Source organism: Mesorhizobium kowhaii, assembly GCF_003253745.1.
In the GTDB taxonomy this organism is placed as follows: Bacteria; Pseudomonadota; Alphaproteobacteria; order Rhizobiales; family Rhizobiaceae; genus Mesorhizobium; species Mesorhizobium kowhaii.
Window position 1 is genome coordinate 1 of sequence record NZ_MZXV01000048.1, and the last position, 25,733, is coordinate 25,733.

The window sequence follows — 25,733 nt, forward strand, 5'->3', positions numbered from 1 at the left end:
GATGATCCTGCAGGGCGCGTTCCAAATGGTCATATAGAGGGAGCCATGCTTCACCATGGTCGCCTCGCGCCACGATGATCTCGGCGACGCGGTCGAGCGCTCGCTCAATCCGCTGCGCCGTGATTGGTCGAGGCGTGGGCGAGTATCGCCTCACAGCTTCGCCTTTCTGCATATCCACGAACTCAGCATTCTTTCTGCGTAGGCGGACTTTGATTGGGAAGGAAGGTATGCCTTTGGCCCGGGCGGCAAACGGCGGCTGCGGGGTGTATTTAGGATGGATCGCTCAACCCCGATGCAGATGCTGTATGTATTGCGGGAGGCATTTCACCTCGACGTCTAACTAAAAGGGAATGTCGCAGGATGGCGCGTTGGGTTTTTCCATGACGGTTCGCGGCGTAGGTCCCTCTCGCCATGACCAGGCCAAGACGCCGCTATGGACGATTTTTTACGAAACGCTGATTCACGACTTCGATGCTCTAGGCAATCCTATAAACCTCCGAGGCCGTCGCGAATGACGCTAAAATAGCGATCCGTTCCGACCTGGCCGCCTTTGAGGGCAACCTCCAGTCCATCGATCATCGCGACGCGCGAATGGGCGACGCATAGCGGTGAGCCGGGCGACGCAGGCAGCGGCATGCGCACCGTCAGCGCGTCGATGCCCATCTGGCCGAGCGCATGGCTTGAGGTGTCGCCGCCGGCGATGACCACGCGCCGCAGCTTCTGTTCGATTGTCAGCGCGCGAAGCAGCTCGCCGAGGCCGCGGCCAAGCTTGTGGCGGGCGCCTTCCTGCCGGTCGATTTCGGCGCCCCTGTCGGCGGTGGGGCCAAGCGCGGTGTAGAGGATGACGCTGCGCCCGGCTTGCAGACTGGTGCGGGCGCTTGCCGCCGCATGCGCGATCGCCTGCTCCGAAGCCTCCGAAACCAGTTCGACAGGATCGACCTCGATGCCGTCGAAACCGTCGGTCAGGGCATGCCGGATCTGACGTTCAGTGGTTGGTGAACAGCTGCCCGACACGACGGCGATCCGGTCGGCGGCGCCCGGCGGTGTGAAGCCTGGTCCAGCTCTGACGATGTCATTCGATGCCCATTCGGCCAGCAACGCATACTCGACCCCGGACGAGCCGACGACGAACGAACCGCCTGGCTTGCGGGCGCGCCAGATCTCTTTGCCGGCGAGAGCCTGCGTTTCCAGATTGTCGACATCAACAAGCAAGATGGCGGTGCCGTTTCCGGTCAGGCGATCGAATGCAGCCGATCGCGACGCAGACTGCAGCGTCGCAAGGTCGACCAACCCGGAGCTCAGCGCTGTCTGCCGCGACAGATGGATCAGCAGGTCGGATTCATCCATCGGCGTCGTCGGGTGACGGCTCATCACCGGATGGCGGTCGATGCGGAAATACTGGTCGCGATAGGCGGCGAACAGATGGCCAAAGGCGGTGTAGCGCCTGAGCTGCGGCGCGCCGACCAGCAGCGGCACGCTGTCCTGCTTGAAGACCTTGCGGCCAATCTCGATTGCCCGGCCGATGCTGCCGATCGTCGGGCTGGAATCGAAGGTTGAACAGACCTTGTAGTGGCAGATATCGGCGTTCAGCGTCTTCAGCCAGGCGAAGGCGTCGCGCAGATGCGTGTCCATCCACTGTGGCGTCTCGCTGCGGCTGGCGCCGGCCAATCCGACCGCCTGGCAATGCTTGAACTGCCCAAGCAGAGCTTCGTCCGGCTGCCTCATGAACAGCACCGTCGGCACGCCGCCGAATTCGAGCGCTTCCATGACGTCGGTCGAACCGGTGAGGTCGTCGCCATAATAGCTGAGCAGCAGGTTCTGCATGGCGTCAGGCCGCCTTGCCGTCGCCGAACTTTTCGATCGATCGTGCCAGTTCGGGATGGTTCAGGGCAAAGTCCGCCAGCGGAATGCCGTCGACGGCCGCTTGCCAGGCTTGCTGCACGGCGCGCACGCCGGCGCCCGGCCCGCCCGGATGGCTGACGATGCCGCCGCCGCAGAGATAGAGCAGATCGACAGTGCGGCCGGTTCGTTCGTAAGTCTCGGGCGCCTGTCCGCCCCACTGGCCGGAGCCGGCGACCGGCAGGGCGCAATCATCGGGCGAGAAGATTGGCGTGGTCACCGCCTTGAAGGATTCGACGAAGGATGCATCCGGCTCCCAATATTTCGAAGCGATGCCGTTGATCTGGAACTGATCGACGCCGAGCAGCCGCCAGAATTGCTGCCAGACCTTGAAGTCCATGCCAAGGCCGGGATGGCGGGTGAGGATGTCCCAGCCATTGCGATGGGCGTGCAGCACCAGGCTGGAGCGCTTTCTTAAGTAGGCCATGCCGCCGAAGCCTACGGAATTGATGTTGACCACCGCGCAATTGCCGTCGGCCTTCGCCACCAGATCGTGGTTGCGCATCATCTCGTCCGGATCGGCGTGCGAGATGCCGAAGGCATACATCACCTTCTTGCCGGTCTTCTGCTCGTGGTCGAGGATGAGCGGCATGATCGCCTTCACCCGCTCGGCCAGCGGCGAATAGGCCGGGCTCATCAGCTTCTCGTCGTCCTTGATGAAATCGACGCCGGCGGCGATCAGTTCGCCGACCATCGCCGCCGTCTCATGCGGCCTCAGCCCCAGCGCCGGCTTGACGATGGTGCCGATGATCGGGCGACCCTCGACGCCGGTCAGCCGGCGGCTGCCGGCGACGCCGAACTGCGGGCCGGGATGGGCGCCGCGATAGTCATCAGGCAGCTTCATGTCGACGACGCGAATGCCCGACAGACCCCTGATCGAATAGGTGCCGCCGATGGCGATGGTCATCAGCGCTGACAGGTCGGTGCCGATGGCATCGAAGGGAAAGGCGATATCGACATCGGCGCGCCTAAACGGCCCGTCGCCGTCCTCGGGAAGCGACGGCCGCTCCGCATCGGGCAGATGCCGGATCGCCAGGACGCGCGCCGCCACCCGGGCCTTCAACTCCTCGGTCTCGCCGGGCAGCGCGACGAAGGTGCCGGTCGACTGGTCGCTGGCGATCTTGGCTGCCAGTGCCTCGATGCTTTCAGACGTTTCGATGCGATAGGTGAGGGTGATCATGATCCGCTGTCTCAAGCCCAGGCGTTCGAAAAAGGTTCACCGATGCTCGAAATCTGGTATAATGAGTACATAAGTATTGCAAGACATATCCGGCTGGAAGTTTTGGGCGAGTCGGCCGACGGCAATTTCCGGGAATTGTGGCGGCAGTGTTAGATAGGGCTGGATCAAGGGAGTGATTCGCGACGATGAACCGTTCGGAACCGATTGTCCGGCGCAAGCTTTCCGACGAGGTCTTCTTGCGGCTGAAGCGCCTGATCACCAGCGGCGAATTGATGCCGGGCGACGATATGCCCTCGGAGCGCGAGCTGATGGAGCGCTTCGAGGTCGGCCGGCCGGCGATCCGCGAGGCGATGCAGGCGCTGAGCAATATGGGCCTCGTCGCCATCTCGCATGGCGAGCGCGCCAAGGTGCTGCAGCTGACCGCCAAGTCGATCATCAAACAGGTCGATGGCGCGGCCAAGATGATCCTGTCGTCATCGAAGGACACGCTGGAGCACCTGAAGACCGCGCGCATCTTCTTCGAGCGCGGTATGGTCAGGGAAGCCGCCGAAAAGGCCACTGCCGAGGATGTGCAGCGGCTCAGAGCCACCGTTGCCGAACAGCGCAGCTTTCGCGGTGACTCGGAAGCCTTCATCTCCGCCGACATGAAGTTCCATACCCAGATCGCGGCGATCTCCGGCAACCCGATCTATGTCGCCGTCAGCGAGGCCATGCTCGGCTGGCTGAAGGAATATCACACCGAAATGCTGATCTGGACTGGCAAGGAAAAGTTCACGCTGACCGAGCATGAAGAGATCATCGGGCGCATCGAGAAGAAGGATGCGGACGGCGCCGAGAAGGCGATGATCAAGCATCTCGAACGCTCGCGCGCCCTCTATGTGATGAATTCCGGCAGCTGATTTCAGTCGATCCGGGCGATTGCGTAAGGCGTCATCACGAGATTGCCTTGGCCAAGGGCTGGAATGTCGACCCGCACATCGTCAGCTGTCAGGTTCGCCAGCCACACGACGGTCTCACCCGAGGCGGAGCGGCCGGCCAGCGCCAGCACCTTGATCTCATCGCTCGTCTTTGCTGCAACGTGTGTAAGGCCCGCCAGTTCGCAAAGCCCCTTGATGGCCTGGAAAATCGGCCGCAGTCCGCCTTCCTCGACCGGTTCGCCCGGTCCCGCCAGCACGCCGAACGGCCCTGTGAAGCTGGAGAGGGTGAGCATCTCCAGACCGGTCGGTGCGACGCGTGCGGCATAGCCGATCGTCCATGCTGCGCCGAACAGGCCGGCATGGCGAGGATCGCTGTCGGCCATGGCGATGCGCTGTCCGTCAGGATTGGCCTTGGTCGCGCCGCCATAGGGGTTCTGGCGCATGGGAATCGTCGACGGGCCGATCCGGTAGGGCTTTGCCCCGTAGATTGCTCGCGTCGATTGGGTGATGAAGGGCAGCGCCTCCAGCGATTGCATGATGCTGAGGTCGTCGGCGGCATGCACGATCGGACAAGTGCAATGGGTGATGAAGTCAAGCCGGTCGGCGGGAACGCGTTTACGGTTGAGCTCGGTGAAATAGCTGAACATGCCGCCACCGAGGCGGATGTCGGGGAAGGCGTGGCGGGCGGCGACATAGACGGCTTCGAGCGGCGGGCATTGCGGCCATGCGCTGCCCGGCGGCGTCGACTGCCGGTCGACCGAAGGCGAAACGGCAATGGCCGAGAGTTTCAGCCCGGCCCGGCGCACCATGCCGGCGACGGCCGAAAGTTCAGCGTCGAGATCGCCCGCTCCGGCAACGACGCATTCAAGCGTCGTCTGGGCCGGGTAGGCTGCCGCGAGCCGGGCATAGGAGCGCAAGGCGTCGAGCCCGTGGCCGCGCGTTGGATCGTATTGGAGGATCAGCTGTTGCGGGCCAAGTGTTGACAGCGTGGAGAGGTTCGCCAGCGCGGCCTCGACATCCTCGGGATAGATGATGACGCCGACATCGGGCAGTCTTGGTCCGGCCTCGCCGAGTTCAACGCGGACCGGTTCGCTGGCCACGGCAGCAGCCGGCGCTTTGCCTTCACCAGTGATGCGCAGGCTGATCGTCTGGCGATTGGGTTCGCCGGCCGGCAGCACATAGGGCCACGGCAGCGCCAACGGCCGCACATAGGTCTTGTAGGAGGCGTCGGACCAGTTGCGCTGGTCTTCCATTTCGAACACGTCGCCTTGCATCCGGCATTCGGCGCTGACGCCGGGCCGCACCTCATGGGTGATGGCGCGCAGATCCTTGAAAGGCTGCCAGGGGTCGATCAGCAGCGGAAGCTTTGTCGCCACCACGCTGCCATCGGTGTGTTCGACCGTCACCGGGCTGCCGGCCAGGCTGGCGATCGGATGCAGGATGCAGAAGCCGCAGCGATTGGTTTCGAAATCGCTTTCGGGCAGCGCGCTGACGTCGAAGACCAGACGGCCATCGGCGGAGCCTTTGATGGCGGCGCAGAAGCCGAGCCGACTTGCGTCCGGCCCGGCGCAGCTTGCCGAATAGCTGACCGAGAATGTGTCCGCGCCTTGGTCGATGACAAGGTCTGTCAGTTCGGGCTCGTAGGTGCCCCAGTCGCGGTCGCGCACGATATAGGCGATGGCGCGCAGCACTTCGGTGCCGCCATGGCGGATGGTGCGCAGATTGCCGTTGACGAAATCGGCGCTGAGCACGCCCGCACTCAGCCTGACCGGCTCAGCTTCGACCGTGTGCGTGCCATAGAGCAGTAAGGCGTCGGCTGTCATTTCAGCAAGGCATCGAGGTGGACAGGTTCGTGGCTCGCGGCGCCCAAATAGGCGGCCTCGACCAGCGCGAACGTCTTGAGGTTGTCGGCGCCCGAGGTCGCGGGCTCGTTGCCCGTGGCAAGGCAGTCAACCCAGTGTTTCTGGATCGCGACCACGCTTTCCTGGATGTTGTGCCAGGGACGCGATGCCCAGGGGAGAAGCGGAGGCGAGACATCGCTGACCACCGTGCCGTTCATGCCGGTTACAGTAAGCTGGTATCCCTGTGCCAGCCGAATCGTCCCATCGCTGCCGTCGATCTCGATCAGCGTCTCCGGGAACGGCTCGGTGGCAAGCCTGCTCGCATAACTACAATCGACCACCGACGTGGCTCCACTGGCATGGTCCATCAGCATGGTCGCCACGTCTTCGCCGGCGATCGCCTGGTTGATGCGCGCCGTCCGCGCGGTGATCGTCGAGACATCGCCCAGCAGGAAGCGGGCGATGTCGAGGATGTGGATGCCAAGGTCCTCGATGATGAAGCGCCTTCCCGTCGCCAGATAGGGCTGCCCGGAAAACACGTCGTAAGCGGAGCGGAAGGAGATGCGTCCGAAGAACGGCGTGCCGATCTCGCCCCTGTCGATCACCGCGCGCACCGCCTGGATCGGCGACTGCCAGCGAAAGTTCTCATGCACCATCAAAGGCACTCCGTCTTCCACGCAGGCCTTCACCATCGCCCTGGCGTCGGCAAGCGTCGGCGCGAACGGCTTTTGGCAGATCGCCGGAACGCGGCGCTGCGCCGCCATCTCGACAAGCGCGCGATGGCTTGGTGCTGTGGTGGCGATGTCGACGAAGTCCAGCGTTTCGCCTTCGAACAAAGCGGCCGCATCGGCATAGCGTTTCGCAATGCCGAACTGGTCGCCGACGATCTGGAGCCGTTCCGGATCGCGATCGCAGATGGCGACGATCGAGGCGCCCGCTATATCGCGCCAGCCATGCATCTGGTTGACGGCAAAGAAGCCGCAGCCGATCAGCGCTCCACGTAGCTCCGCCATGCTCAGCCCGCCTTTGCCATTTGCATCAGCGTCACGCGGCTCTGCAGCCGGCGCTGTGCCTGGTCGACGACGACGGCGACGATGATGACCAGGCCCTTGATCACCATCTGCCAGAACGAACTCACCCCCATCATCACCAACCCGTCCGAGAGAATGCCGATGACGAAGGCGCCGACAATGGTGCCACCGATCGTGCCGCGGCCGCCCGACATCGAGGTGCCGCCAAGCACCGCCGCGGCAATCGCGTTGAGCTCAAAACTTTCGCCAGTTGCCGGATGCGAGGCCATCAGCTCGGACGAGATGATAAGGCCGACGATCGCCGCACAGAAACCGGAGAACATGTAGACGAACATCTTCACCATGTTGACACGCACGCCCGAAATTCGCGATGCCCGTTCATTGCCGCCGACGGCGAAGATGTGACGGCCGAGCGGCGTGTATTTGGCGAGATAGGCGGCTCCCAGTGCAACGACGATTAGGATCCAGATCGCGACCGGCAGGCCGAGCAGCCGGCCGGCACCGAGGAAGCCGAATCCGGTGGTACCGAGTTCCGGCTTGCCGACCAGGTTGGGGAAAGTGCGGCCATCCGACGACAGCAGCGCCAGGCCGCGCGCGACATAGAGTACGCCGAGCGTGGCGATGAACGGCGCGACGTTCAGCCTAGTGATCAGCAATCCGTTGACCGCGCCGATCAGGATGCCGACCGCCAGCGTGATCAGCGCGATCTCGAAGACGTTGAAATAGATGGTGTAGCCGATCTGCAGGTCGATGCCGTTGAGCACGAGATAGCCGGCCACCATGCCGCACAGGCCGACGATCGAGCCGACCGACAGGTCGATGCCGCCGGTGATGATGACGAAGGTCATGCCCATGGCGAGGAAGGCGTTGAGCGCTACATGCTTCGACATCAGGATCAGGTTGGCGCTCGACAGGAAGTTGGGTGCCGCGATCGAGAAGAAGACGAGCACGGCGATCAGCGCGATGAAGGTTCTGAGCTTCATCAGCGTCAACAGCACGGAGCCGCTGGAAGCGGAGGGGGCAGCCGCCTTGGCCGGAATGTCAGTCATGGGCGTTTGTCTCCATATGCGGGGCCGGTCCATGGCCAAGCGCCGAGGCAGCGACGAGCGCCGCCTCCGTCGCCTCGGCGCGATCGAACATGCCGGTCAGTTTTCCGTTGCTCATCACCGCGATCCGGTCGGACAGTGCCATCACCTCGTCGAGATCCGAGGTCGCGAAAAGAATCCCCAACCCGTCGCGGGACAGTCTGCGCATGGTGCGGAAGACGTCGGCCTTGGCGCCGACATCGATGCCGCGGCTTGGCTCATCCATCAGCAGCACCTTCGGCCCGGTTAGCAGCGCCTTGCCGATCACCACCTTCTGCTGGTTGCCGCCGGACAGCGACGAGACTTCCTGGGCTGGGTCGGCGACCTTGATCGCCAGCTCGCGCACCATTTGCGTCACAGCCTGCTTCTCCTCGGTGCCGCTGATATGGAACAGGCGCACGAAACGGGACAGGCTGGCCAGCGTCAGATTGCTGGCAACCGAGAGGATCGAGACCAGCCCCTCGCGCTGGCGGTCTTCGGGGATCAGCGCCAGGCCGCGCCGGATGCGCCGCGTCGTGTCGCGCTCCTTGACCTGTTTGCCGGCGATGAAGATCGCTCCGGTGGCTTGGCCGTGGCGGCCCATGATACAGTCGAACAACTCGCTGCGCCCGGCGCCCATCAGGCCGTAGATGCCCAAAATCTCGCCGGCGCGCAGCGACAGCGAGACATGATCGACCGCCAGCCCGCCGGTGACGCGCGGCAGGCAGATGTCCTCGGCGCGGAAGATCTCTTCGCCTGGAACATGGCCGTCGGCCTTGGCGAAATCCTTGGCGTCGGAGCCGATCATCTGCCGCACGATCCACTGCGTATCGACGTTTTTCATCTCCTCCTGGCCGGTGATCCGTCCGTCGCGCAGCACCGTGATGTAGTCGCCGATACGGATCAGCTCCTCCAGCCGGTGCGAGATGTAGACGATGGCCACGCCGCGCCCCTTGAGGTCGGCGATCACCTTGAACAGGATTTCGACCTCCGCCGCGCTCAGCGCCGAGGTCGGCTCGTCCATGATCAGGATGCGCGCGTCGAGCGAAACCGCCTTGGCGATCTCGACCAGCTGCTGCTGGCCGATGCGCAGATCCTCGACCAGCGTGTCCGGGCGGATACCGGCTTCCAGCCGTTCGAGGAATTGCGCCGCCCGGCGCTCCTGCTCCTTGCGATCGATCTTGCGGAACCGGTTGGTGATCTCGCGGGTGGCGAAAATGTTCTCGGCGACAGTCAAATTGCCGAACAGGTTCAGTTCCTGGAACACCATGCCGATGCCGCGGTTCACCGCATCGCCGGACGAGGCGAACGAAACCCCTTCGCCTTCGAGCAGGATGCGGCCGGCCGTCGGCTGCTCGACGCCGGCGATGATCTTCATCAGCGTCGACTTGCCGGCGCCGTTTTCGCCGACCAGCACGTTGACCGCGCCCTTGCGCACCTCGAAATTGGCGTGCTTGACCGCGACGGTGCCGGCATAGACCTTGGAGACGTCCTCCAGCTTCAGGATGACATCGCGCTCGGCGGCCGCGCTCATGGCTTCGGCCCGATCTCTACCTCCGCCGGCGTCACCAGCGGCAGGTCCTGGCCGCTGCCCAGCGTGTAGGCGCCGAGCACCTTGGCGCCGCGGCCTTCGAGTGCGTCGCGCGGCAGCTTGGACAGCACCGTCTTGTCGGCGTAGCTGTTGAACGCCTTGCCGAACTGGGCGAAGTCGATCTGGTTGGTGAAGTCGTTGAACTGGATGAAGTCGAGGCTGTCGCGCAGTGCGGTGCCGCGCACCGCCGGTCCGATCTGCACCCGTGCATCGGCCTTGCCGTCACCGTCGACATCGACGTCCACGGTCGCCGCGCGCGACTGGGTATTGGCCGCGACGATCTTGCCCTCCAGCCGCACCGCGAAAGTCCACGGCGAGTTCGCCTGCTTGTTCGGATTGCCATATTTGGCGCCGGCAGAAGCGGCATCGGTTTTCGCCAGGGTGTGAACCTCTGGAAACGGTCCTGCTTTCAGCTCGAGATAGGGCACGACCTTTGCCGCCCAGATCCCCTCGACCATCTTGTCCGGATTGAAGGCGGAAGCATTGCCGCCGTCTCCCGATTTCGTCGGCAGAATCTTGCACGCGGTCAGGCTGATGCCGACCATCACGGCAAGGATCGGCCAGTTCGGCTTGTTGTTCAGCATGGCGGCCTGTTGTTCGGCATGGTGGTCGGCCCACGGAAAATGGCGGCGAGGGACGAACCCGAGGTTCGCCCCTCGCTATTCATCTCGCGCGGGCTCAGTTCGTCAGCGCGAACGTTTCCAGCTTGGCGGCATTGTCGCCATTGACCAGCAGGCAGTCCATCAGCTGCTTTTCCTTGGCCGGCGACTTCTTGTTCTTGATGTAGTCATTGGCCTGCTCGACCGCCATTTGCGCCTGCGCAAAGGCCGGCTGCAGGACGGTCGCCTTGATGCCGCCGGAGGTGATGGAGTCGCGTACGTCGTTCGATCCGTCGAAGCCGACGACGATGACGTCCTTGCGGTTCGCCGCGGCAAGCGCCGCATAGGCGCCCATCGCCATCGTGTCGTTGCCGGAGATCACGCCCTTGATGTCGGGATTGGCCTGGAGGATCGATTCCATCTTGGAATAGGCTTCGGTCTGGCTCCAGTTGGCCGACTGCTGCGCGACCAACTTGAGGTCCGGATAGTCGTCGATGACGTCGTGATAGCCCTTGGAGCGGATGCCGGCATTGGTGTCGGATTCCTTGCCGACCAGCTCGACGAAATTGCCCTTCTCGCCCATCAGCTTGACGAACTCCTGCGCGCCGAGCTGGGCTCCCTGGTAGTTGTTGGAGACGATCTGCGCCACGGCGACGCCGGTGGCGTTGATCTCGCGGTCGATCAGGAAGGAGGGCACGCCGGCGTCCTTGGCCTTCTGCACGGCGGCGACGGTGGCGTCGGCGCCGGCATTGTCGAGTATGATCGCCTTGGCGCCACGGCCGATCGCCGTGTCGATCAGTTGCGACTGCTTGTTGGCGTCATCGTCATGGACGAGCACCAGCGCCTCGTAGCCGAGTTCCTTGGCCTTGGCTTCGGCGCCGACGGCTTCGGCCTTGAAGAACGGATTGTCGTGCGAGGGTGTGATGATGGCAATGAGGTCCGCCGCATAGGCAGGTACTGCCGTGCCCAGCGCCAGCATGCCGGCGAAAGCCGCAAGCGTCATTCTGCGTGTGAGTTTCATGAAGTCCTCCCGTTTGAAAAATTGCCTTGATCGACCAAGGCCTCTGTCTGCATCCGAATTCGTCAGCCTGCGCGGGCCGCGGATCGTTTCGGGCTAAAAGCCGTTTGCCGGCTTCCCCTCGACGGATCGTTGCTCCCCAAGCCGTCCTCCACTCGTCCAGGCTTCGACTCCCTGCGAAACCTTATCGATCCGAGCCATGAACAGCTAAGCCAACTGGTATGATGAGTCAATCACAAATTCAGATGATATGTACCTGATGAGCGGCAAAAGCGGAGCGTCGGCAATGGTGCGCCGACGCATCGAAGCGCTCCGGGCCAGCGCCGTGTTGGCCTCTTTCAGGTGATGCGCTGAATGCTGGCGGCGATCTCTTCCGGCTCGAAGACCCGCTTCCAGTCGTCGCGCATCAGCACCGGCTTGCCGAACTCGATGGCCTTGTTGCAGGCGTCGGAGAATACGCCCTTGGTCTCGCCGAAGATGACGGCACCGAGCACATTCATATGGCCGAGCAGGAAGTCGAGCGCCGCTTGCTGGTCGACGCCGCGCGCGACGACTTCGTCGACTGCCTCTTTCATCACGACCAGCAGCGAGGCGCACACCGTTTCAGAAAGGCCGGGCTCGAGCAGCGCCATCTGCTCGACTGTCACGCGATGCGAACGCATCACCGGCGCCCAGATGATTTTTGCGATCGCCTCGCCCTTGGCGTAGTCCTCTTCCGGTCCCTGCATCAGCGCGCTGACCATATGCTGCTTGGCCTTGACGCCGCCGAAATAGTCCTTCTTGGCCGCCATGTCGGTCTCGTCGTTGAAGATCGGCGGATGGCAGGGATGGGTGACGAAATAGGTCAGGTCCGGCCGCTTCGGCAGATGGCCGGCGAACGGGGCGGCGGCGTCGAGCACCACCACCATCGTGCCCGGGGCAAGCTTGCTCTCGATGCTGGTCGCCACCTTGCCGATATGCGTGTCCGGAACGGCCAGGATCACCACATCGGCACCCTTGAGCGCCTCGTCGGCGCTGACCGCGTCAAAGCCCAGGCCCGATTTCAGCCGCTCGCGGCCGGCCTCGCTGACCTCGACATGACGTATCGTGTAGGGCGATCCACGAAAATTGGTCGACAGGCGGTAGCCCATTTTGCCGCCGGCTCCGAACAGCGCAATCGTCGTCATGTATCCGTTACTCCCGATTTCAAACGATGGCCGCGCCGATCGTCATGTTATCAACTGGTATAATCACTCTACCATATCTCGGCAGTTTGAACAGAGCCTTGCTGACGTTGTCTCATGCCGGCCGGTCTCCCGCCGGCACTGCGACGTCGCTGCCGCCGCTTGTCGGCTCGACCGGCGCTCGCCGCGTCATCGCCTGTCGTCCGGCAAGCGCGAGCACGAAGATGACGACGATGCCCTGGACGATGTCTTGGGCGCCGGGAGGCAGGCCAACGATCTGCATCGTGGTGACGATCAGAATCAGCAGGATGCTGGCGAACAGGGTGCCGACAGCGGTTGCCGAGCCTCCGAAGATCAGCGTTCCGCCAAGCACCACCGCGGCGATCGACTGCAACAGGTAGGGCTGGCCCATTTCGAGGAAGGCGCCGCCGATATAGGCGCCGAGCAGCAGCCCGTTGAGCGATGCCAGCACCGACGAGATGATAAACGCCGATGCGATCACCGGGCCGGTCTTGATGGCGGCGAGCCGCGCAGCAGTGCGGTTCTGACCGACCGCCGACAGCAACTGGCCGAACACCGTGTAGCGCAGCACGAAGGAGGTCGCCGCCACGCCGAGGATGGCGATGACGGCCATGATAGGCACGCCGGAAATGCGGCCCGATGCCAGATATTTCAGCGCCGGGCTGACGGTGAAGCCCGAGATCGCCCGATTCGACAGCAGCGTCGCGGTGGCCAGCACATAGCCGGTCGCCAGCGTGGCGATGATGGCCGGGATACCGAGCCCGACGACAAGCAGCGAATTGAGCGCGCCGACGGCAAGGCCGAGCAGGATCGCGGCGGCAACTCCGATGGCGAGGTTGGCATCCTGGCCCTTGATGCTGAGTAGCGCGACGAAGGCACTGAGCGTGATCACCGATGCAACGGAGAGATCGATGTTGCCGCGCCCGGTCGTCACCACGAACATCTGGCCGATGCCGACGATCGTCAGGAAGGACGCCGACAAGACAATGCCTGACAGGCTGGAAAGGCTGAAACGGTTGGTGACGATCGACAGCACCAGCCATAACAGCAGCACCCCGATCGCCGCCCAGATCCAGCGGTTCCTCTGCGCCCAGAGGCTGAAGGCGGCCACGGCGTTCATTGCTCGCTCCTGCGGTCGGCGGTCAGGCTGCGCAGCGTCAGCAGTGCGATCAGGATCAGGCCTTGTGTCGCGGCGTTGAAATCGCTGCTGACGCTGAGCGTGCCGAGCAGCGCGCCGATCAGGGACAGCGTCACCGCGCCGGCGATGGCGCCGACCGGCGAGATGACGCCACCGAGCAGCGAGCAGCCGCCCATCACCACCGCGGCGACGCTGAGCAACGTGAACGAGTTACCGGAATTGATGTCGCTCGCTGTGTTGATCGCCGTCAGCGACAGGCCGGCGGCGGCCGCAAACAGCCCGGCGATGAGATAGCGCACCAGCGCATAGCGCGTCGGCGACCATCCCGAGCGGATCATGGCGACGGGGTTGTTGCCGAAGCCGCGCAGCACCACGCCGAGCGGCAACCGGTCGATGACGAAGACGATCAGCGCGACCGCCGCGATGAGGATGACCGAGGTCGGCACCATGCCGAGCGACCAGTTGAATAGCGCCGACAGCCATTCCGGGCTGGCGCCGCCGGGCGTCGGCTGCAGCGCATAACCCAGCCCGACCCAGATAAAGGAGGCGCCGAGCGTCACGACAATGGCCGGGATCTTGCGCGCCTGGATCACGCCGCCAAGCCCGGCATAGGCGGCGAGCGCCGCCACCAGCGCCAGCGCGCCGAGCCATGGCTGATCGTAGAGCAGCGTGGCGCTGAGCACGCTGACCAGGCTGGCAAAGGCGCCGACGCCGAGGTCGATCTCGCTGCCGCCAACGATGAACATCTGCGCCGCCGTCACCAGCACCAGCGACAGCGCCGGCATCAGCAGCAGGTCGAGGCCGAAGATCGAGGCGACCGCCGGATTGGCCGAGATCATGACGGCCAGCACGGCGGCAAGGCCGATGAACGGCGCCGCGTTCACCAGCTTGCGGCCAAGCCCGGCCGTGGCGGCATCCTTGTGCCCGGCGCCGGCATGGCCGTCCGCCGGCAGCGTGAAAGAGGCTCCGACAACAGCCGATTCCGTGATCGCTTCGCCCGAGAGTTCCCGGACGATACGCCCACCTGCAAAGACCAGAACGCGATCGCAAGCCAGCAGTTCGGCGTCCTCGGTCGTATGCCAGACCAGTGCGCGGCCGCTGCGCGCAATCTCGTCGCACAGCCGATAGAAATCTTGCTTGGTGGCGATGTCGACGCCGCGCGTCGGGTCGTCGAGCAGTATGATCGGGGTGCCGGCGACCAGCGCCCGGGCGACCAGCGCCTTCTGCTGATTGCCGCCGCTGAGCTCGGTGATATTGGAACCGAAGCGCCTGTCGTCCAGCCGCAACCTGCTGGCGGCGCCGGCGGCCGTGTCGCGGTTGGCGCGATCGGAAACCAGGCTGAGCGCCGGGCGGCGGGCCAGCGCGCCGATGCTGATGTTCGCGAGCACGCTCCAGAGCGGGAACACGCCTTCCTTCTGCCGGTCGCCGGCTATGAAGCCTGCCTGCGCATGTCTTGTGACCGCAGCGTTTTGCTTGCGGTCGGGGCTGAAGATCGCATGCAGCAGCTCCTTCTGGCCACTGCCTTCGAGGCCGGCCAGCCCGACGATTTCGCCGCGCACGATGTCGATGTCGCGGCCGAGCTCCGCCGTCAGCGGGCCGGAGAGCCGCACCAGCACGTCCTGGGCGGAAGCGGCGGAGACGGTGTGCTGATGCACCGGATTGGCATCGCCGCCCATCAACTGCACCAGCCTGCCGATCGAAGCGTCCGCGACATGGCCCTGCCATGCGGTGCGTCCGTTGCGCAGCACCACGATCTCGGTGGCGATGTCGATGATCTCCTGCAGCTTGTGGCTGATGAAGATGAAGGCGAGCCCGGCCTTCGCTCGTTGGCGGATGAAGGCGCGCAACTGTTTCGAGCGGTCGAGATCGAGTGATGATGTCGGCTCGTCGAGCACGATCAGCTTGACGCCGGGTGTCGCGGCGGCGCGGGCGATCTCGACCATCTGCCGTTCGGCGATGGAGAGGTGGCCGACCTCGGCGTCGGCATCGATGCCGTTGTTGGGAAAGACAGCGTCGAGCGCCTCGCGGGCTCGGGCCCGGTAGAGCGCCCGCCAGCCGGGCCGGCTTGCTGCGTCGCCGGGGGTTTCCAGAAAGAAGTTCTCGGCGACCGACAGATTGGCGCAGAGCGACAGCTCCTGATGCACCATGCGGATGCCGCGCCGCTGCGCCTCGCCGGTGCCGTAGTCGGCGAACCCGATATCTTCGCCAGCGAAGGAAATCGAGCCGAGCGTCGGCCACATCGCGCCGCACAGGATGCGCATCAGCGTCGATTTTCCAGCGCCATTGCCGCCGACCAGCCCGATCACGCCACCGGTCGCGACGGAGAGGTCGATGCCGGCATTGGCGAGCGTCGGTCCAAAGCTCTTGGTTATCCCGGTGAGCGAGACGACGCTCTGCCGGATGGGAGCGGCAGGCGCCGTGGACGCGGCGCTGTCCTGTTCGGCAACAGCAAGCTGGGACATTCGTCCTCCATTTCTTCGAGATCGGGCGGGCTGCACGCCGCGCCCGATCGAGGGGGAGCTGTCGTGTTACTTGCTCAGCAGGTTCTGCTTCACCCAGTCCAGCGAATAGCTCGGGCTGATGATCTGGCCGCCCGGCAGCTTCGCATAGTCCTTGAGGTTGCCGGCATCGACCGTCGCCACCGGCATGATCATCAGCTTGGGCGCCTTGGCGCCCTTCAGCAGCGACAGGCCGAGCCAGAAGGCAGCGCCGCCGATGCCCGGCGTGGTGTTCATCGACACCGTCTGGTAGCCGTTCTTGGCATTCTCGTCGGCCCACCATTTGACGAAGTCGGTGCCGCCGCCGCCCTCGATGATCGGCATCTTGCCGGTGTAGTCGCCGCCATACTGGACGAAGGCCTGCGCGATGCCGACGTCGTCGCTGCCGCCCTGGCCGAGCACGGCATCGACATGCGGCAGCGAGGGCAGCACATTGGCGATCGCCGCCTGCGCCACTGAGGCGGTCGCCTGGCCATAGACGGTCGCGACCACCTTGATGTCAGGATACTTCGCCAGAACCGACTGCTGCGCATTGAACATGTCATTGTCGGGCGCCGAGCCCTTGACGCCGCGCACCTGCAGGATGTTGCCCTTGCCGCCGAGCATCTTGAAGACGGCCTCGGCCTGGGTGGCCTTGTAGCCCTTGAAGTCGAAATTGAGCTGGTAGTTGCAAGGCGCCGAGGCCACAGAATCGAAAGAGGTGACGATGATGCCGGCCTTGCAGGCTTTTTCGATGATGCCGTTGACCGCGGTTTCCGAGGCGGCGTCGACAGCAAGCACGTCGACCTTTTTGAGGATCAACTCGGCGATCTGGCTGTTCTGCTGCGCGACGGAGCCGTCGCCGTTCATGACGATGTAGTCGGCGATCTGCCCGGCGGCCTTGGCTTCCTTGGCAGAGGCTTCGAACGCTTCCACCATCTGGTGCCGCCAGGTGTTGCCGTAATAGGCGTTGGCGAGTGCGATGACCGGCACGTCCGAGGACGCCATTGCCGGCATCGCAGTAACGCTAGCGAGCGCGGCGCTGGCAAGCGCCGCCATGATTGCAAATCTCATAGTATTTCCTCCCAAAAACACGATCGGCTTGGCCGCCACACGAGCACGGCGTTCCTGATGACGATGACGCCATGTCAGGTACACATTATACAGCATACCAAATAGGCAAGCGCCCGCTATGGCATGGTGAGCCGGGATGCCGGAGCGCCGCTTGTCGTCTACAACCGCCCGAGACGACCATCGTTGCCCGGTTCCTTGGCGCGTGCCCACCTGATCGAGGCAGACTACGAATTGGCATCGTCCGAGATGGTCCTGAGGATCGGCGATGGCCTTCGACTTGCCTGCGCGGCCGTGGGCTCGGTAGCAAGGCAAGGCCTTGCACGAGGCATCGTCGCGCATTGATCGTCCTCTGGGTTTCGATAGGTAAGTCATGATGCGACTCGGCCCCAATCACCGACATTGGGCGGGGAGCCAAGCAGATGACGCGACTTCGGGGTGGCGGCGACCAGCACTGAAGGGATAGCCGAAGATCACGCCCGGCGCTCAGAAAGCTACGCTGACATGCCTGCAGCTGAAAAATATCGGCAAATCAGTTCGAAGCTGCCGATCTGAACTTGCTGGGCGGTTGGCCATAGGTCTGACGGAACAGCCTCGAGAAATGCGAGGCGTTTTCAAACCCGACCTCGATGGCGATCTCGATCATCGGAGCCCTGGTCTGCATCAGGAGGTGCTTCGCCCGCTCCAGACGCACCCTTGTATAAACAAGTGCCGGAGAAGACCTTGTTTTTTCCATGAAGAGGCGCTCGAGTTGCCTTCGGGATATTCCAACCAAGGCCGCCAGCTTGGGAATGGAGATTGTATTCTCAATGTGGTTCTCCATGATGATGAGCGCCGCCTTGAGCCGCGGATCGTGGCTCTCGATGGAAAGCGGTCTGCGCGGCTGGATGTCCGAAGCCGAGCGCGCCTTCTCGATCTGCAGCACTTCGAGTGCGTTTGTCTCGGCCTCCCTGCTGATATGGCGCCTGACGATAGACGCCGCCATATCCGCAGCGCTGCTGCCGCCGGCACATGATCCCCTGGTGCGATCAAGATTGAACAGACGGTCCGCCCTGACCGCGTGATCCGGGAAGCGCTCGCGGAACGCCTGAAAGTGGAGCCAGCTGACGCAAGTCTGATGGTACTTCATCAGGCCGGCCTCGGCCAGGATGAACGTTCCCGTACAGACCCCAATCAACGGGACCTTCGCAGCGGCGGCTCGCTTGAGGTAGCTAACTGTCTCGCTGTCGACCGGGAATTCACTGTTCAGGAGCCCGCCCACGACGACGATATAGTTGAACTCACCCGGGTCCACGAAATCCGATGTCGGCGCGACTTGCACTCCGCAACTGGAGGTGATCAGGTTTCGGGTGCTTGCCAGGAGCTGCCAATCGGCCAAAACCCTGCCGGATTTGTCGGTCTCGTCGCTCGCCAATCTGAGCGTGTCGACGAACAGTGCGAACGCGGAAAGGGTGAAGGAGCGAGCGAGAACAAAGCCGATTTTCAATCGCTCGATCTCCGGAACGTCATTGGCTGATTTCATGATTGTCTCAACCGGTGCCTATTTGATCGGGAACCGCCGCGCCTTCCGAAACCGTTTTCACACTGGCAATGATGCCAGCCGCAGTCGCCCCGCAATAGTCCATGAACGACGTGACCGTCTCAGAACAAGTGCCGTCGCGATCGCCGATCCTAGCCATACGCCTCGCCGATCATACCTGGCGCCTATTTCGCCTCGGGCAGTTCCACCCCGGGTTCCGTCTCGTCCATCATCTGCTTGACGGCATCGGCCGACCTGCTCATCCTCGTTTCGTCGGTGGCCAAACCCGCGAAAGCGTTCCAGCAACTTGGCGAACCTCACCAGTTCCTGCTCATCCCACTGCGCCAGTGACTCAGCGAAAATCCGCCATTTGGTCTGACGCACCGCCGTCACGAGGCGCTCGCCCCTGCAGGCACATTGCAATGTTAACCGTTTGTCAACCATGTCCTTGCCGGCGCATTCGGAAGGTGCTTGGATGAAGCCGCGGGTGGGGATTTTCCAATGACAGACGCGGTCGCGATCAGCCGTCGTCCCCTTGGCATAGAAGGCAAATTGGCGGTTGCCGGTGCAGCCTATGCGGCGTTGGCGGCGGCGTTCTCATGGACGGCGTTCGCATCCCTGCTGGGAAAATACGCGGTCACGCAATTCCTGGCTTTGCCGCCGATGCTGATAGCCGGACTCCTCATGGCATCGGCAATTGCCCGGCCCCTGGCCCCGATTTCTTTTCTTCAGGAAATCATTCGACAGCGAGGCATCGGTGCCGCCTGGGTAGTCGGCGTATTTTGCGTCGGGATCGCCGCGTTCTCGACCTTCAAGTATCAAATCCCGGCATGGGTGCCGTTCTTTGCCGACAAGCCCCTGGCCGATTTCGATGTTGATCCACTTCGGCCAACCGTGGCGACATCTTCATGCCGTCGTGCCCGGCTGGATTGCGTCAGTACTCGGGCTTTGCTACGGACCGCTGTGGTTCGCGCAGTGGTTCGGCTTCGTGCTTTTGGCGGCCTTTTTGCCAAACGACAGATTGCGCATTCGCTATCTGTTTTCATTCGCCGCAACGCTGCTTCTGCTCGGAACCGTCCTGCGTGCGGCAGGCGCTTCGGCTGGCCCAATCTTTTATGACCGGATGTTCGGCGGTGATCGGTTTGCCGACCTAACTGCCGCGCTTGCGTCGATACCGTCGGGAGCAATGACGCTCGGCACATCCGACTATCTCTATGCGTCATACACCGACAATAGCGCGGTGTTCGGCGTGGGAATTTCAGCGATGCCGAGCATCCACGTCGCCATGGCCTTTCTCAATGCCCTGTTCCTCTCCAGCCTAAATCGCCGGCTGGGCATTGTCGGATGGACATACGCTGCCTCAATCCTGTTCGGATCTGTCTATTTCGGCTGGCACTACGCGTTGGACGGCTATGTCTCAATCGTAGGCGTTTTGTTGATTTGGCGGTGGGCGAGCCATCTCGCTCATTCCGACGACGCCGATCAGCGAGCTTTTGCTGCCAGTGGCGGCGAGAGGCGTTAAGCCTTGCGCAATCTTCGCAGTCTATCCTGACTGGTAGATTGTCGAGGGAACATGAAACGCAAGCCGCTTCTGCTTTTTGCCTTCCCGTTTCTCATTCTTGCGATCCTGGCAGGGGAGCGCACGGCAGCCTTCCTGCTGGGAGCCTATCCAGCCAGCCCTACCGCATGGTGGGTATGGCTTGAACTGCGCCCCTTGTCGACGATGTTTTGGCAGCAGGTCAATGCCTATCTGGGTGGCTCGATGGCTGTCGACGCCGCCATCCTTGCCGCGGCATCGATCGTCTGCTGGATAGCGAGCCAGACCCGAAGGTCGGCTTTCTTCTTCCTCACCAACCACGTCGCCCTGCTTTTCGCCGGGCTGATGATCGCGGTCGGCAGCCACTCGGAAACGGCGAGCACGATCGCTGCGTTCACGTCGCCCCGCGGTCTTCCGTTCTCGCTGACGATGGATTTCACCTTGAAGAACAGCCTGGTGCTGCTTCTTGGCACCGCAGCCTGTGTCTACTGCCACATCGCCTTCCTCGCCGAAGCGCGGGCGCGGTCCAAAGCCCGGACCAACCGCATCCTGGCCCAGCAGCGCGATCTCTAAACCCTTCCAGGCTGCCCAGATCTAGACCTTGCCAAGTCTAATTGATCCTCCGGTAATAGACCTTGCCGTCAGGCTGCTGGATGCGCTGGTAGTTGGAGCTTGGGGGAGGGGGCGACGCCGGTGCGGCCCTCTTCCTGGGTGCACGCGGCGCTTCGATGACACTGGGTTCGCTCGCGCTCGCGCCTTCGAGGGCTTCGGGCGCTTCCGCCAGCGTGCTGGTGGTCATCTCCGGCGGCTCCACCGCACCCGGCGTGGCCTCGCCGCCGGCGATCGGCCTAGTCAGTGCCAGCTGGGCAACGTTGCCATTGATCTCGTTGAAACTGCCTTGCAGTTGGCTGTCCAGTTTCTCGAACCGGCTCTGGAAGCCGTTGTTGACCGTGTCGAGCCGTGCCGCGATCCGCTGCTCGAACGCTCCGAGCTGCTCCAGCCGCGCTTCGACGAAACGCAGGTCGCTCATGCCGCGGTAGAGATAGATCGCGGCCGCCATGTTGACCACGGTGAGCAGCAAGGCACCGCTGGCGATGAGAATGCCGATCGTCTTTGCCTTGCTGGGTCTCTCGATGGCAACCGTTTCGCGCTGTTCCTGGTTTCCGATATCGATCGCCGGCATGTCCGGTTCGCTGATCGTCGTCATTGGACCACCACCTTTGCGCCCACCGCGACGCGCTTGAAAAGATCGATCACATCGGTGTTGGTAAGCCGAAAACATCCCGATGTGCCGTCGAAGCCGACACCCGACGGATCGTTGGTGCCGTGTATCCTGTAGAGCGTGTCGCGACCGTCGCGAAGCAGATAGAGCGCCCTTGCGCCGAGGGGGTTGTAGGGGCCGGCGGGCACCATTTTCGGCAGCTCCGGCTGGCGGGCCCGCATTTCCTCTGGCGGGCGCCACTCCGGCCATTCGGTCTTCGCCCCCACCTTGACGACGCCCGTCCAGCCAAACCCGTCCCGTCCGACGCTGATCTGGTAGCGAAGCGCCTGGCCCTGGCGGGTCACCAGGTAAAGCGCTTTCTCGGTCTTGCGGATGATGATCGTTCCTGGCTGCTCGGTGGTTGCGAAGGCAACCGTCTTGCGCAGGCTGGGACCCATCGCCGGCAGCGGCGGCCGATCCGAAAGGCTCGATCTCGCCTGGGCGAAATCCTGGACGGGCATCGCCAACGCCACGCCCAGCAGGCTGGCGCAGGCCAACCCCTGGGCGATCCGGTAGCTAGCGTGCAGCAGCGTCATCGAGCCGCTCTTTGAACATCCGCTTCAGGTCCTTGTTGAAGCGCGCCCGCCCATCGACTTCGGAAGGCAGGATCGCACGATTCAAGGCGTCGGTCAGCAGCGCATTGTCCAGCGCGACCGACTTGATGTGCGGCGCCTTGAAGATCTTCTCGAGCTCGCTGCGCGAGAAGTGGTTGCCGAACCATTTGCGCTTGTGCTTGTTGGCGACGAGCGTGATGTTGACCGCATTGCCGCGCAGCTCGCGGATCTTCTTGTAGAGCCGCTTGCCTTGCCGCAGCGAAGCGACGTTGAGTTCGAAGACGATGAAGATCTCGTCGCTCGTCGACAGCACGGAGTTGTGCCAGGGCGTCTCGATGTTCGGCAGGTCGATGACGATGTCGTCGAAACGGTAGGCGACGAGGTCCAGCAGCCGGAACACGAAATCGCTGCCTTGCGGCTCGAACGGCAGTTGCGGCCTTTCGAAGGCATAGAGGGTAAGGCCGGACGGGCGCGACAGCTTGATGACATCCATCAGTTCGACATCGAGCCGTTCCGGCTGGCCGATGATGCCCGCAAGATCGAACTGGTTGAACAGGTTGAGGTAGGCGCCGCAATTGGCGCTCTGGAAATCGAGATCGACCAGGCAGGTGGAAGCCGCGCGTTCGGTCGATTTCGACGCCAGGTGTTCGGCCGCCGACAGCGCCAGCGTCGTGGCGCCGGCGCCGCCGCTGGCGCTGATGAAGGTGATGATCCGGCTTTTCGTTCCCTGGTTGCCGGTGTCGTGGAAGGTCACCGCGTTGAGCAGTTCCTTGCCGTCGAGCGGCTTGTGCAGCCAGTCCGAGGCGTTCATGCGCACCAGCACGCGCGTCTGTTCCGATGTCAACTCGTCGGAAACCGCGATCAGCGGCACCGCCGCCCACAGCGCGCGCGCCTCGACGATGCCCGGCCTGCCGAGCAACTCGCCATTGCCGAGATCGAGGATGACGATGCCGGGGCGCGTGTCCGCGGGCGGCCCCTTGAGGAAGTCGGCCGTCTCCGAAACCCTGACATCGTAGATTGCCAGCGCATCGAGCCGCGTCGCCACCTCGCGCTTGAAGTTCGGGTCAGACGAGAACAGGGCGACCTGCTTACGCTTGGTCGGTGTAACCTTGGTGTTGATGGCATTCATGGTGCGGTACTCTTCAAATCTTCGCCCGTGACCGTGCTTAGCATGGAGGGCATTGTCATGGTTCCGAATCCGTACAGTCCGCCCAGGAAGAAGAACTGGTAGCTCAGGTTCTGCAGGTTCACGGTGATTGTCGGCACCGGTCCGCCCAATCGTGTCTGGTAGCCGAGGCCTGTGGCAGCATAGGTGATGACAATATTGTCGCGTCGCAGGCCGGGGAAGTAGTGGCACATGCCGGGCCGCGTGGTGGGCCTCTGGGCTGCCGTGATTGTCGGACAGGTGTTGTCGTTGGTGACAGCCGTGTCTCCCCGGAATATGCGGCTGAAATTGGTGGCGTTGAACGTGCCGCCATTGCTGCAGGAGCCTGTGGTTCCGGTGTAAGTGCAGACGAAAGGTCCATACGCGCCGGCGACAACCGGCGCACCGGGTGTTGCGATCGGCGCGGCAGCCGTCAGATTGCTCACGACCGGGTCGGAGATGGATGCCAGGCGCGCACCCATCTGGACTGCCTTGGTCGCGGCATTCCATTTGTAGAGCGCGTAGCCGAAATCGACGAAACCCAGCGTCAGAGCAAACAGCAGCGTGCAAACGATGGCCATTTCCACCATCGCCGTGCCGTCCTCCGATTTTGCGAAGCGCCTGATCATCTTCAGAACCGGATCAACCGCTCCTCATGGAAACCGTTCAAAGTGATCGGACCGATGCCGAGCAACGACAGCATGCCGATGCCGGCATAGGGATAGGTCCCCTCCACCCTGACGATGCAGACCTGTGCGGTGGTGGAGCGGTATTCCGTAACGCCCGCACCATTGACGGCGTCACGGCAGCGAGCGGGGGCGGCGATGGTCACCGTCACATTCGCTTTCAGCCAGTCTTTGACGCGTGCAGTGCCTGTGCCTGCCGCGTTGCCGTACACAGCGATGTTGGTGGCGATGTTGGCGCAGTCGATCGCCGCAAGACCGTTGTCGGTATACATCTGGCTGTTGCAGCGGGCTGCAAAACGGGCGCCGTCCGTAAGCCCGGCCTCCATCAGCAGCTTGTCGTGGATCAGATTGCCAAATTCGAACACGCCCGCCGACAGGGGCACCATCAGCGGCAATATCAGCGCCGTCTCGACAAGCGTGGTGCCACGATGGTCGCGTCGAAATCTGTCGAGGTGACGGAGCAGGGTGCTGATCATCGTCATCACCGGTAAAGTTGGGCTTCGTCGCGCAGGAAATTGTCGAGCGTGCCTCGGCCGCCTTTGCCGGTGATGTCGACCAGCTCGACGTAGATTTCCTTGCCGTCCTTGATCGGCTCGGTGATGAAGAAACTGCCGAAGGCGCGAACCGGAACATCGGTCTGGTTGCCATTGAGGGCGAGTTCCGAGCAATCAAGGATGGCGCCGTAAAGGATGCGTCGATCCGGTATCGATATGGGCGTTTCGCCGCAAAGCGGCGTTCCAGTGTCTCCGGAAGTCGATTTGTCTGCGATCATTCCGTGATCTATCTCATAGCGATAGATTTCATATCGCGTCGCCGCATTGACGCCAGATGCGGTCCAAGGAATATCCGGACCGGAGGGGAACGGTCGTGACACTGGAGGGCTGCTTCCGGGCACAATATGGTTTGCGGCCCAATAAGTGCCAGGGTCCCAAATGCCATCGCCAAGCATGCCGGCATCGGCCGGATGCGCTGGATCGAGCGGAGTGCAAGTTCCGCTAGTGTAACACCCATCGCGAGTGAGGCCGGTGGTCCCTTGAGCCGGTGTATTGAAGGTGACCGACTTCACGGCGCCACTTTTGCAAGTCACGGCGTTGACGCCCATGCGCACGTTCGGTGACGGTGGGTCGGACGGGATATAGGTGGAGGTCAGGCCGAAGCGGGCGTTCAGACCATCAAGGACCGGCCCTGCGTTCTGCCCTGGCTTGGTGTTGACGCCGTTCTGCCCAAAGCATGCCGCCGGCCTCACCTTGGCCATGGCTTGCTCCAGCGCCTTCGCGCCGTTGCCAAGCGGCGAATCCAGGAAGGAGAAATTGCCGGGGCCATAGAACTTGTCGCCTCGTAAGATCAATTGCCGGCGGCGCTGGTCACGGTTGCTCGCGGCCTGTTCGAGCGTCAGGCCACCTGCCGCTTCGGTCTTCTCATACGGATTACAGATAAAGACCGGCGTGTAGTCGCAGACCGATGTGGAGAAACCGGCGACAGCTAGTGCGCCGATTGTCCATGAGTTGTTGGTGCCGCCGGGCAAGAACGAGACAGGAAAGATAGTCGAAAACCCGACAGGCGTGACCCTAATCTCGACAAAGCGAGCCAGTTTGGCGTCCGCAACTTCGTTGGTGATGACATCGGCGGCGGAGATTGCTCGCGCATCGCCAGGAACGCCGTTCAGTGTCGCCGGGATGGATCGAAGATAGCGTCTTGTCACGCCGGCAGCCGCCAAGTTCTGTGGACCGGGTGCCGTCGTGAAGTTGTATTGGTTGAGGACCAGCGTCGCAAGGGCATGGTCACCCCGTGTGATGCTATCGGAACGGCCGTCTAGTTCTGCAGCCGTCGCCAGCGCGAATGAATCGGCGCCTTTCTGCAGGTCGTTTTGCAGATTGTTGACCCGGCTCATGTCGATCACCAGCAACGAAAAGCCGACGATCGCCGGCAACATCACGGCCACTAGAACGAGGGCTATACCCCTTTGATCCCGCCAGAACGCGCGAATGATTCGCAACATGGCCTTACTCTTTGCTCCCCTGA

22 protein-coding genes are annotated in these 25,733 nt (G+C 63.1%); 3 read left to right on the forward strand and 19 right to left on the reverse strand.

Annotated features, from left to right (window positions below; all coding sequences use genetic code 11):
• Nucleotides 1-486: 486 nt before the first annotated feature.
• Together B5V02_RS21220 and oiaX are read right to left on the reverse strand one after the other, a co-directional pair.
• Nucleotides 487-1,824, reverse strand: coding sequence for a four-carbon acid sugar kinase family protein (locus B5V02_RS21220; RefSeq protein WP_111546064.1), 1,338 nt, complete (start codon nucleotides 1,822-1,824; stop codon nucleotides 487-489).
• Nucleotides 1,825-1,828: 4 nt separating this feature from the next.
• Nucleotides 1,829-3,079, reverse strand: coding sequence for a 3-oxo-isoapionate-4-phosphate decarboxylase OiaX (gene oiaX, locus B5V02_RS21225; protein ID WP_111546065.1), 1,251 nt, complete (start codon nucleotides 3,077-3,079; stop codon nucleotides 1,829-1,831).
• A gap of 185 nt (nucleotides 3,080-3,264) precedes the next feature.
• Between oiaX and B5V02_RS21230 the strand changes: the two genes are divergently transcribed.
• Nucleotides 3,265-3,978, forward strand: a complete 714-nt coding sequence (locus B5V02_RS21230) for a transcriptional regulator NanR (RefSeq protein WP_111546066.1) — start codon at nucleotides 3,265-3,267, stop codon at nucleotides 3,976-3,978.
• 2 nt (nucleotides 3,979-3,980) lie between these two features.
• Here B5V02_RS21230 and apnL read toward each other — a convergent pair whose 3' ends face one another.
• The 11 genes from apnL to B5V02_RS21290 all read right to left on the reverse strand — a co-directional run bounded on the left by apnL (nucleotide 3,981) and on the right by B5V02_RS21290 (nucleotide 18,532).
• Nucleotides 3,981-5,819, reverse strand: a complete 1,839-nt coding sequence (gene apnL / locus B5V02_RS21235) for a D-apionate lactonase (protein ID WP_111546067.1) — start codon at nucleotides 5,817-5,819, stop codon at nucleotides 3,981-3,983.
• Nucleotides 5,816-6,850: a Gfo/Idh/MocA family protein gene (locus B5V02_RS21240; RefSeq protein WP_111546068.1), complete on the reverse strand. Its 1,035-nt coding sequence runs from the start codon at nucleotides 6,848-6,850 to the stop codon at nucleotides 5,816-5,818. Before B5V02_RS21240 ends, apnL begins: the two co-directional genes overlap by 4 nt.
• Before the next feature lie 2 nt (nucleotides 6,851-6,852).
• Complete coding sequence (locus B5V02_RS21245) at nucleotides 6,853-7,917, reverse strand: ABC transporter permease (RefSeq protein ID WP_111546069.1); 1,065 nt, start codon at nucleotides 7,915-7,917, stop codon at nucleotides 6,853-6,855.
• The gene (locus B5V02_RS21250; RefSeq protein WP_111546070.1) at nucleotides 7,910-9,466 is read right to left on the reverse strand and encodes a sugar ABC transporter ATP-binding protein; all 1,557 of its coding nucleotides are present in this window, start codon (nucleotides 9,464-9,466) and stop codon (nucleotides 7,910-7,912) included. Before B5V02_RS21250 ends, B5V02_RS21245 begins: the two co-directional genes overlap by 8 nt.
• On the reverse strand, nucleotides 9,463-10,107 hold the full coding sequence (locus tag B5V02_RS21255; protein ID WP_111546071.1) for a DUF2291 family protein: 645 nt from the start codon (nucleotides 10,105-10,107) through the stop codon (nucleotides 9,463-9,465). The genes B5V02_RS21250 and B5V02_RS21255 overlap by 4 nt, the downstream gene beginning before the upstream one ends.
• 94 nt (nucleotides 10,108-10,201) lie before the next feature.
• Nucleotides 10,202-11,143 (reverse strand): D-ribose ABC transporter substrate-binding protein, encoded by a 942-nt coding sequence (locus tag B5V02_RS21260; RefSeq protein ID WP_111546072.1) that lies wholly within the window; start codon nucleotides 11,141-11,143, stop codon nucleotides 10,202-10,204.
• A 335-nt stretch (nucleotides 11,144-11,478) separates the two neighbouring features.
• A complete protein-coding gene (locus B5V02_RS21265; protein ID WP_111546073.1) occupies nucleotides 11,479-12,306 on the reverse strand; it encodes a phosphogluconate dehydrogenase C-terminal domain-containing protein in 828 nt (275 codons plus the stop codon).
• Between the two features lie 112 nt (nucleotides 12,307-12,418).
• Complete coding sequence (locus tag B5V02_RS21270; RefSeq protein WP_111546074.1) at nucleotides 12,419-13,444, reverse strand: ABC transporter permease; 1,026 nt, start codon at nucleotides 13,442-13,444, stop codon at nucleotides 12,419-12,421.
• Nucleotides 13,441-15,924, reverse strand: a complete 2,484-nt coding sequence (locus B5V02_RS21275) for an ATP-binding cassette domain-containing protein (protein ID WP_111546075.1) — start codon at nucleotides 15,922-15,924, stop codon at nucleotides 13,441-13,443. Before B5V02_RS21275 ends, B5V02_RS21270 begins: the two co-directional genes overlap by 4 nt.
• A gap of 66 nt (nucleotides 15,925-15,990) precedes the next feature.
• Nucleotides 15,991-17,013: an ABC transporter substrate-binding protein gene (locus tag B5V02_RS21280; RefSeq protein WP_111546076.1), complete on the reverse strand. Its 1,023-nt coding sequence runs from the start codon at nucleotides 17,011-17,013 to the stop codon at nucleotides 15,991-15,993.
• 529 nt (nucleotides 17,014-17,542) lie between these two features.
• The gene (locus tag B5V02_RS21290; protein WP_111546078.1) at nucleotides 17,543-18,532 is read right to left on the reverse strand and encodes a GlxA family transcriptional regulator; all 990 of its coding nucleotides are present in this window, start codon (nucleotides 18,530-18,532) and stop codon (nucleotides 17,543-17,545) included.
• An 868-nt stretch (nucleotides 18,533-19,400) separates the two neighbouring features.
• On the opposite strand from B5V02_RS21290, the gene B5V02_RS21300 reads away from it, so the two are divergent.
• Together B5V02_RS21300 and B5V02_RS21305 are read left to right on the forward strand one after the other, a co-directional pair.
• A complete protein-coding gene (locus tag B5V02_RS21300) occupies nucleotides 19,401-20,051 on the forward strand; it encodes a phosphatase PAP2 family protein (RefSeq protein ID WP_111546079.1) in 651 nt (216 codons plus the stop codon).
• A gap of 51 nt (nucleotides 20,052-20,102) precedes the next feature.
• Nucleotides 20,103-20,639 carry a hypothetical protein gene (locus tag B5V02_RS21305; RefSeq protein WP_111546080.1) on the forward strand — a complete coding sequence of 179 codons (537 nt, stop codon included), beginning with the start codon at nucleotides 20,103-20,105 and terminating at the stop codon, nucleotides 20,637-20,639.
• 37 nt (nucleotides 20,640-20,676) lie between these two features.
• Here B5V02_RS21305 and B5V02_RS21310 read toward each other — a convergent pair whose 3' ends face one another.
• Genes B5V02_RS21310 through B5V02_RS21335 form a run of 6 tightly spaced genes read right to left on the reverse strand, consistent with a single transcriptional unit; the run spans nucleotide 20,677 to nucleotide 25,710 of the window.
• Nucleotides 20,677-21,273: a hypothetical protein gene (locus B5V02_RS21310; protein WP_111546081.1), complete on the reverse strand. Its 597-nt coding sequence runs from the start codon at nucleotides 21,271-21,273 to the stop codon at nucleotides 20,677-20,679.
• The gene (locus B5V02_RS21315) at nucleotides 21,270-21,863 is read right to left on the reverse strand and encodes a L,D-transpeptidase (protein WP_111546082.1); all 594 of its coding nucleotides are present in this window, start codon (nucleotides 21,861-21,863) and stop codon (nucleotides 21,270-21,272) included. Before B5V02_RS21315 ends, B5V02_RS21310 begins: the two co-directional genes overlap by 4 nt.
• Nucleotides 21,844-23,010, reverse strand: a complete 1,167-nt coding sequence (locus B5V02_RS21320) for a CpaE/TadZ family protein (RefSeq protein WP_111546083.1) — start codon at nucleotides 23,008-23,010, stop codon at nucleotides 21,844-21,846. The genes B5V02_RS21315 and B5V02_RS21320 overlap by 20 nt, the downstream gene beginning before the upstream one ends.
• Nucleotides 23,007-23,615, reverse strand: coding sequence for a TadE/TadG family type IV pilus assembly protein (locus B5V02_RS21325; RefSeq protein ID WP_245446082.1), 609 nt, complete (start codon nucleotides 23,613-23,615; stop codon nucleotides 23,007-23,009). The genes B5V02_RS21320 and B5V02_RS21325 overlap by 4 nt, the downstream gene beginning before the upstream one ends.
• A 41-nt stretch (nucleotides 23,616-23,656) precedes the next feature.
• Nucleotides 23,657-24,187, reverse strand: coding sequence for a TadE/TadG family type IV pilus assembly protein (locus tag B5V02_RS21330; RefSeq protein ID WP_245446084.1), 531 nt, complete (start codon nucleotides 24,185-24,187; stop codon nucleotides 23,657-23,659).
• Nucleotides 24,188-24,192: 5 nt separating this feature from the next.
• On the reverse strand, nucleotides 24,193-25,710 hold the full coding sequence (locus tag B5V02_RS21335; protein WP_111546086.1) for a pilus assembly protein TadG-related protein: 1,518 nt from the start codon (nucleotides 25,708-25,710) through the stop codon (nucleotides 24,193-24,195).
• Between the last annotated feature and the right edge of the window lie 23 nt (nucleotides 25,711-25,733).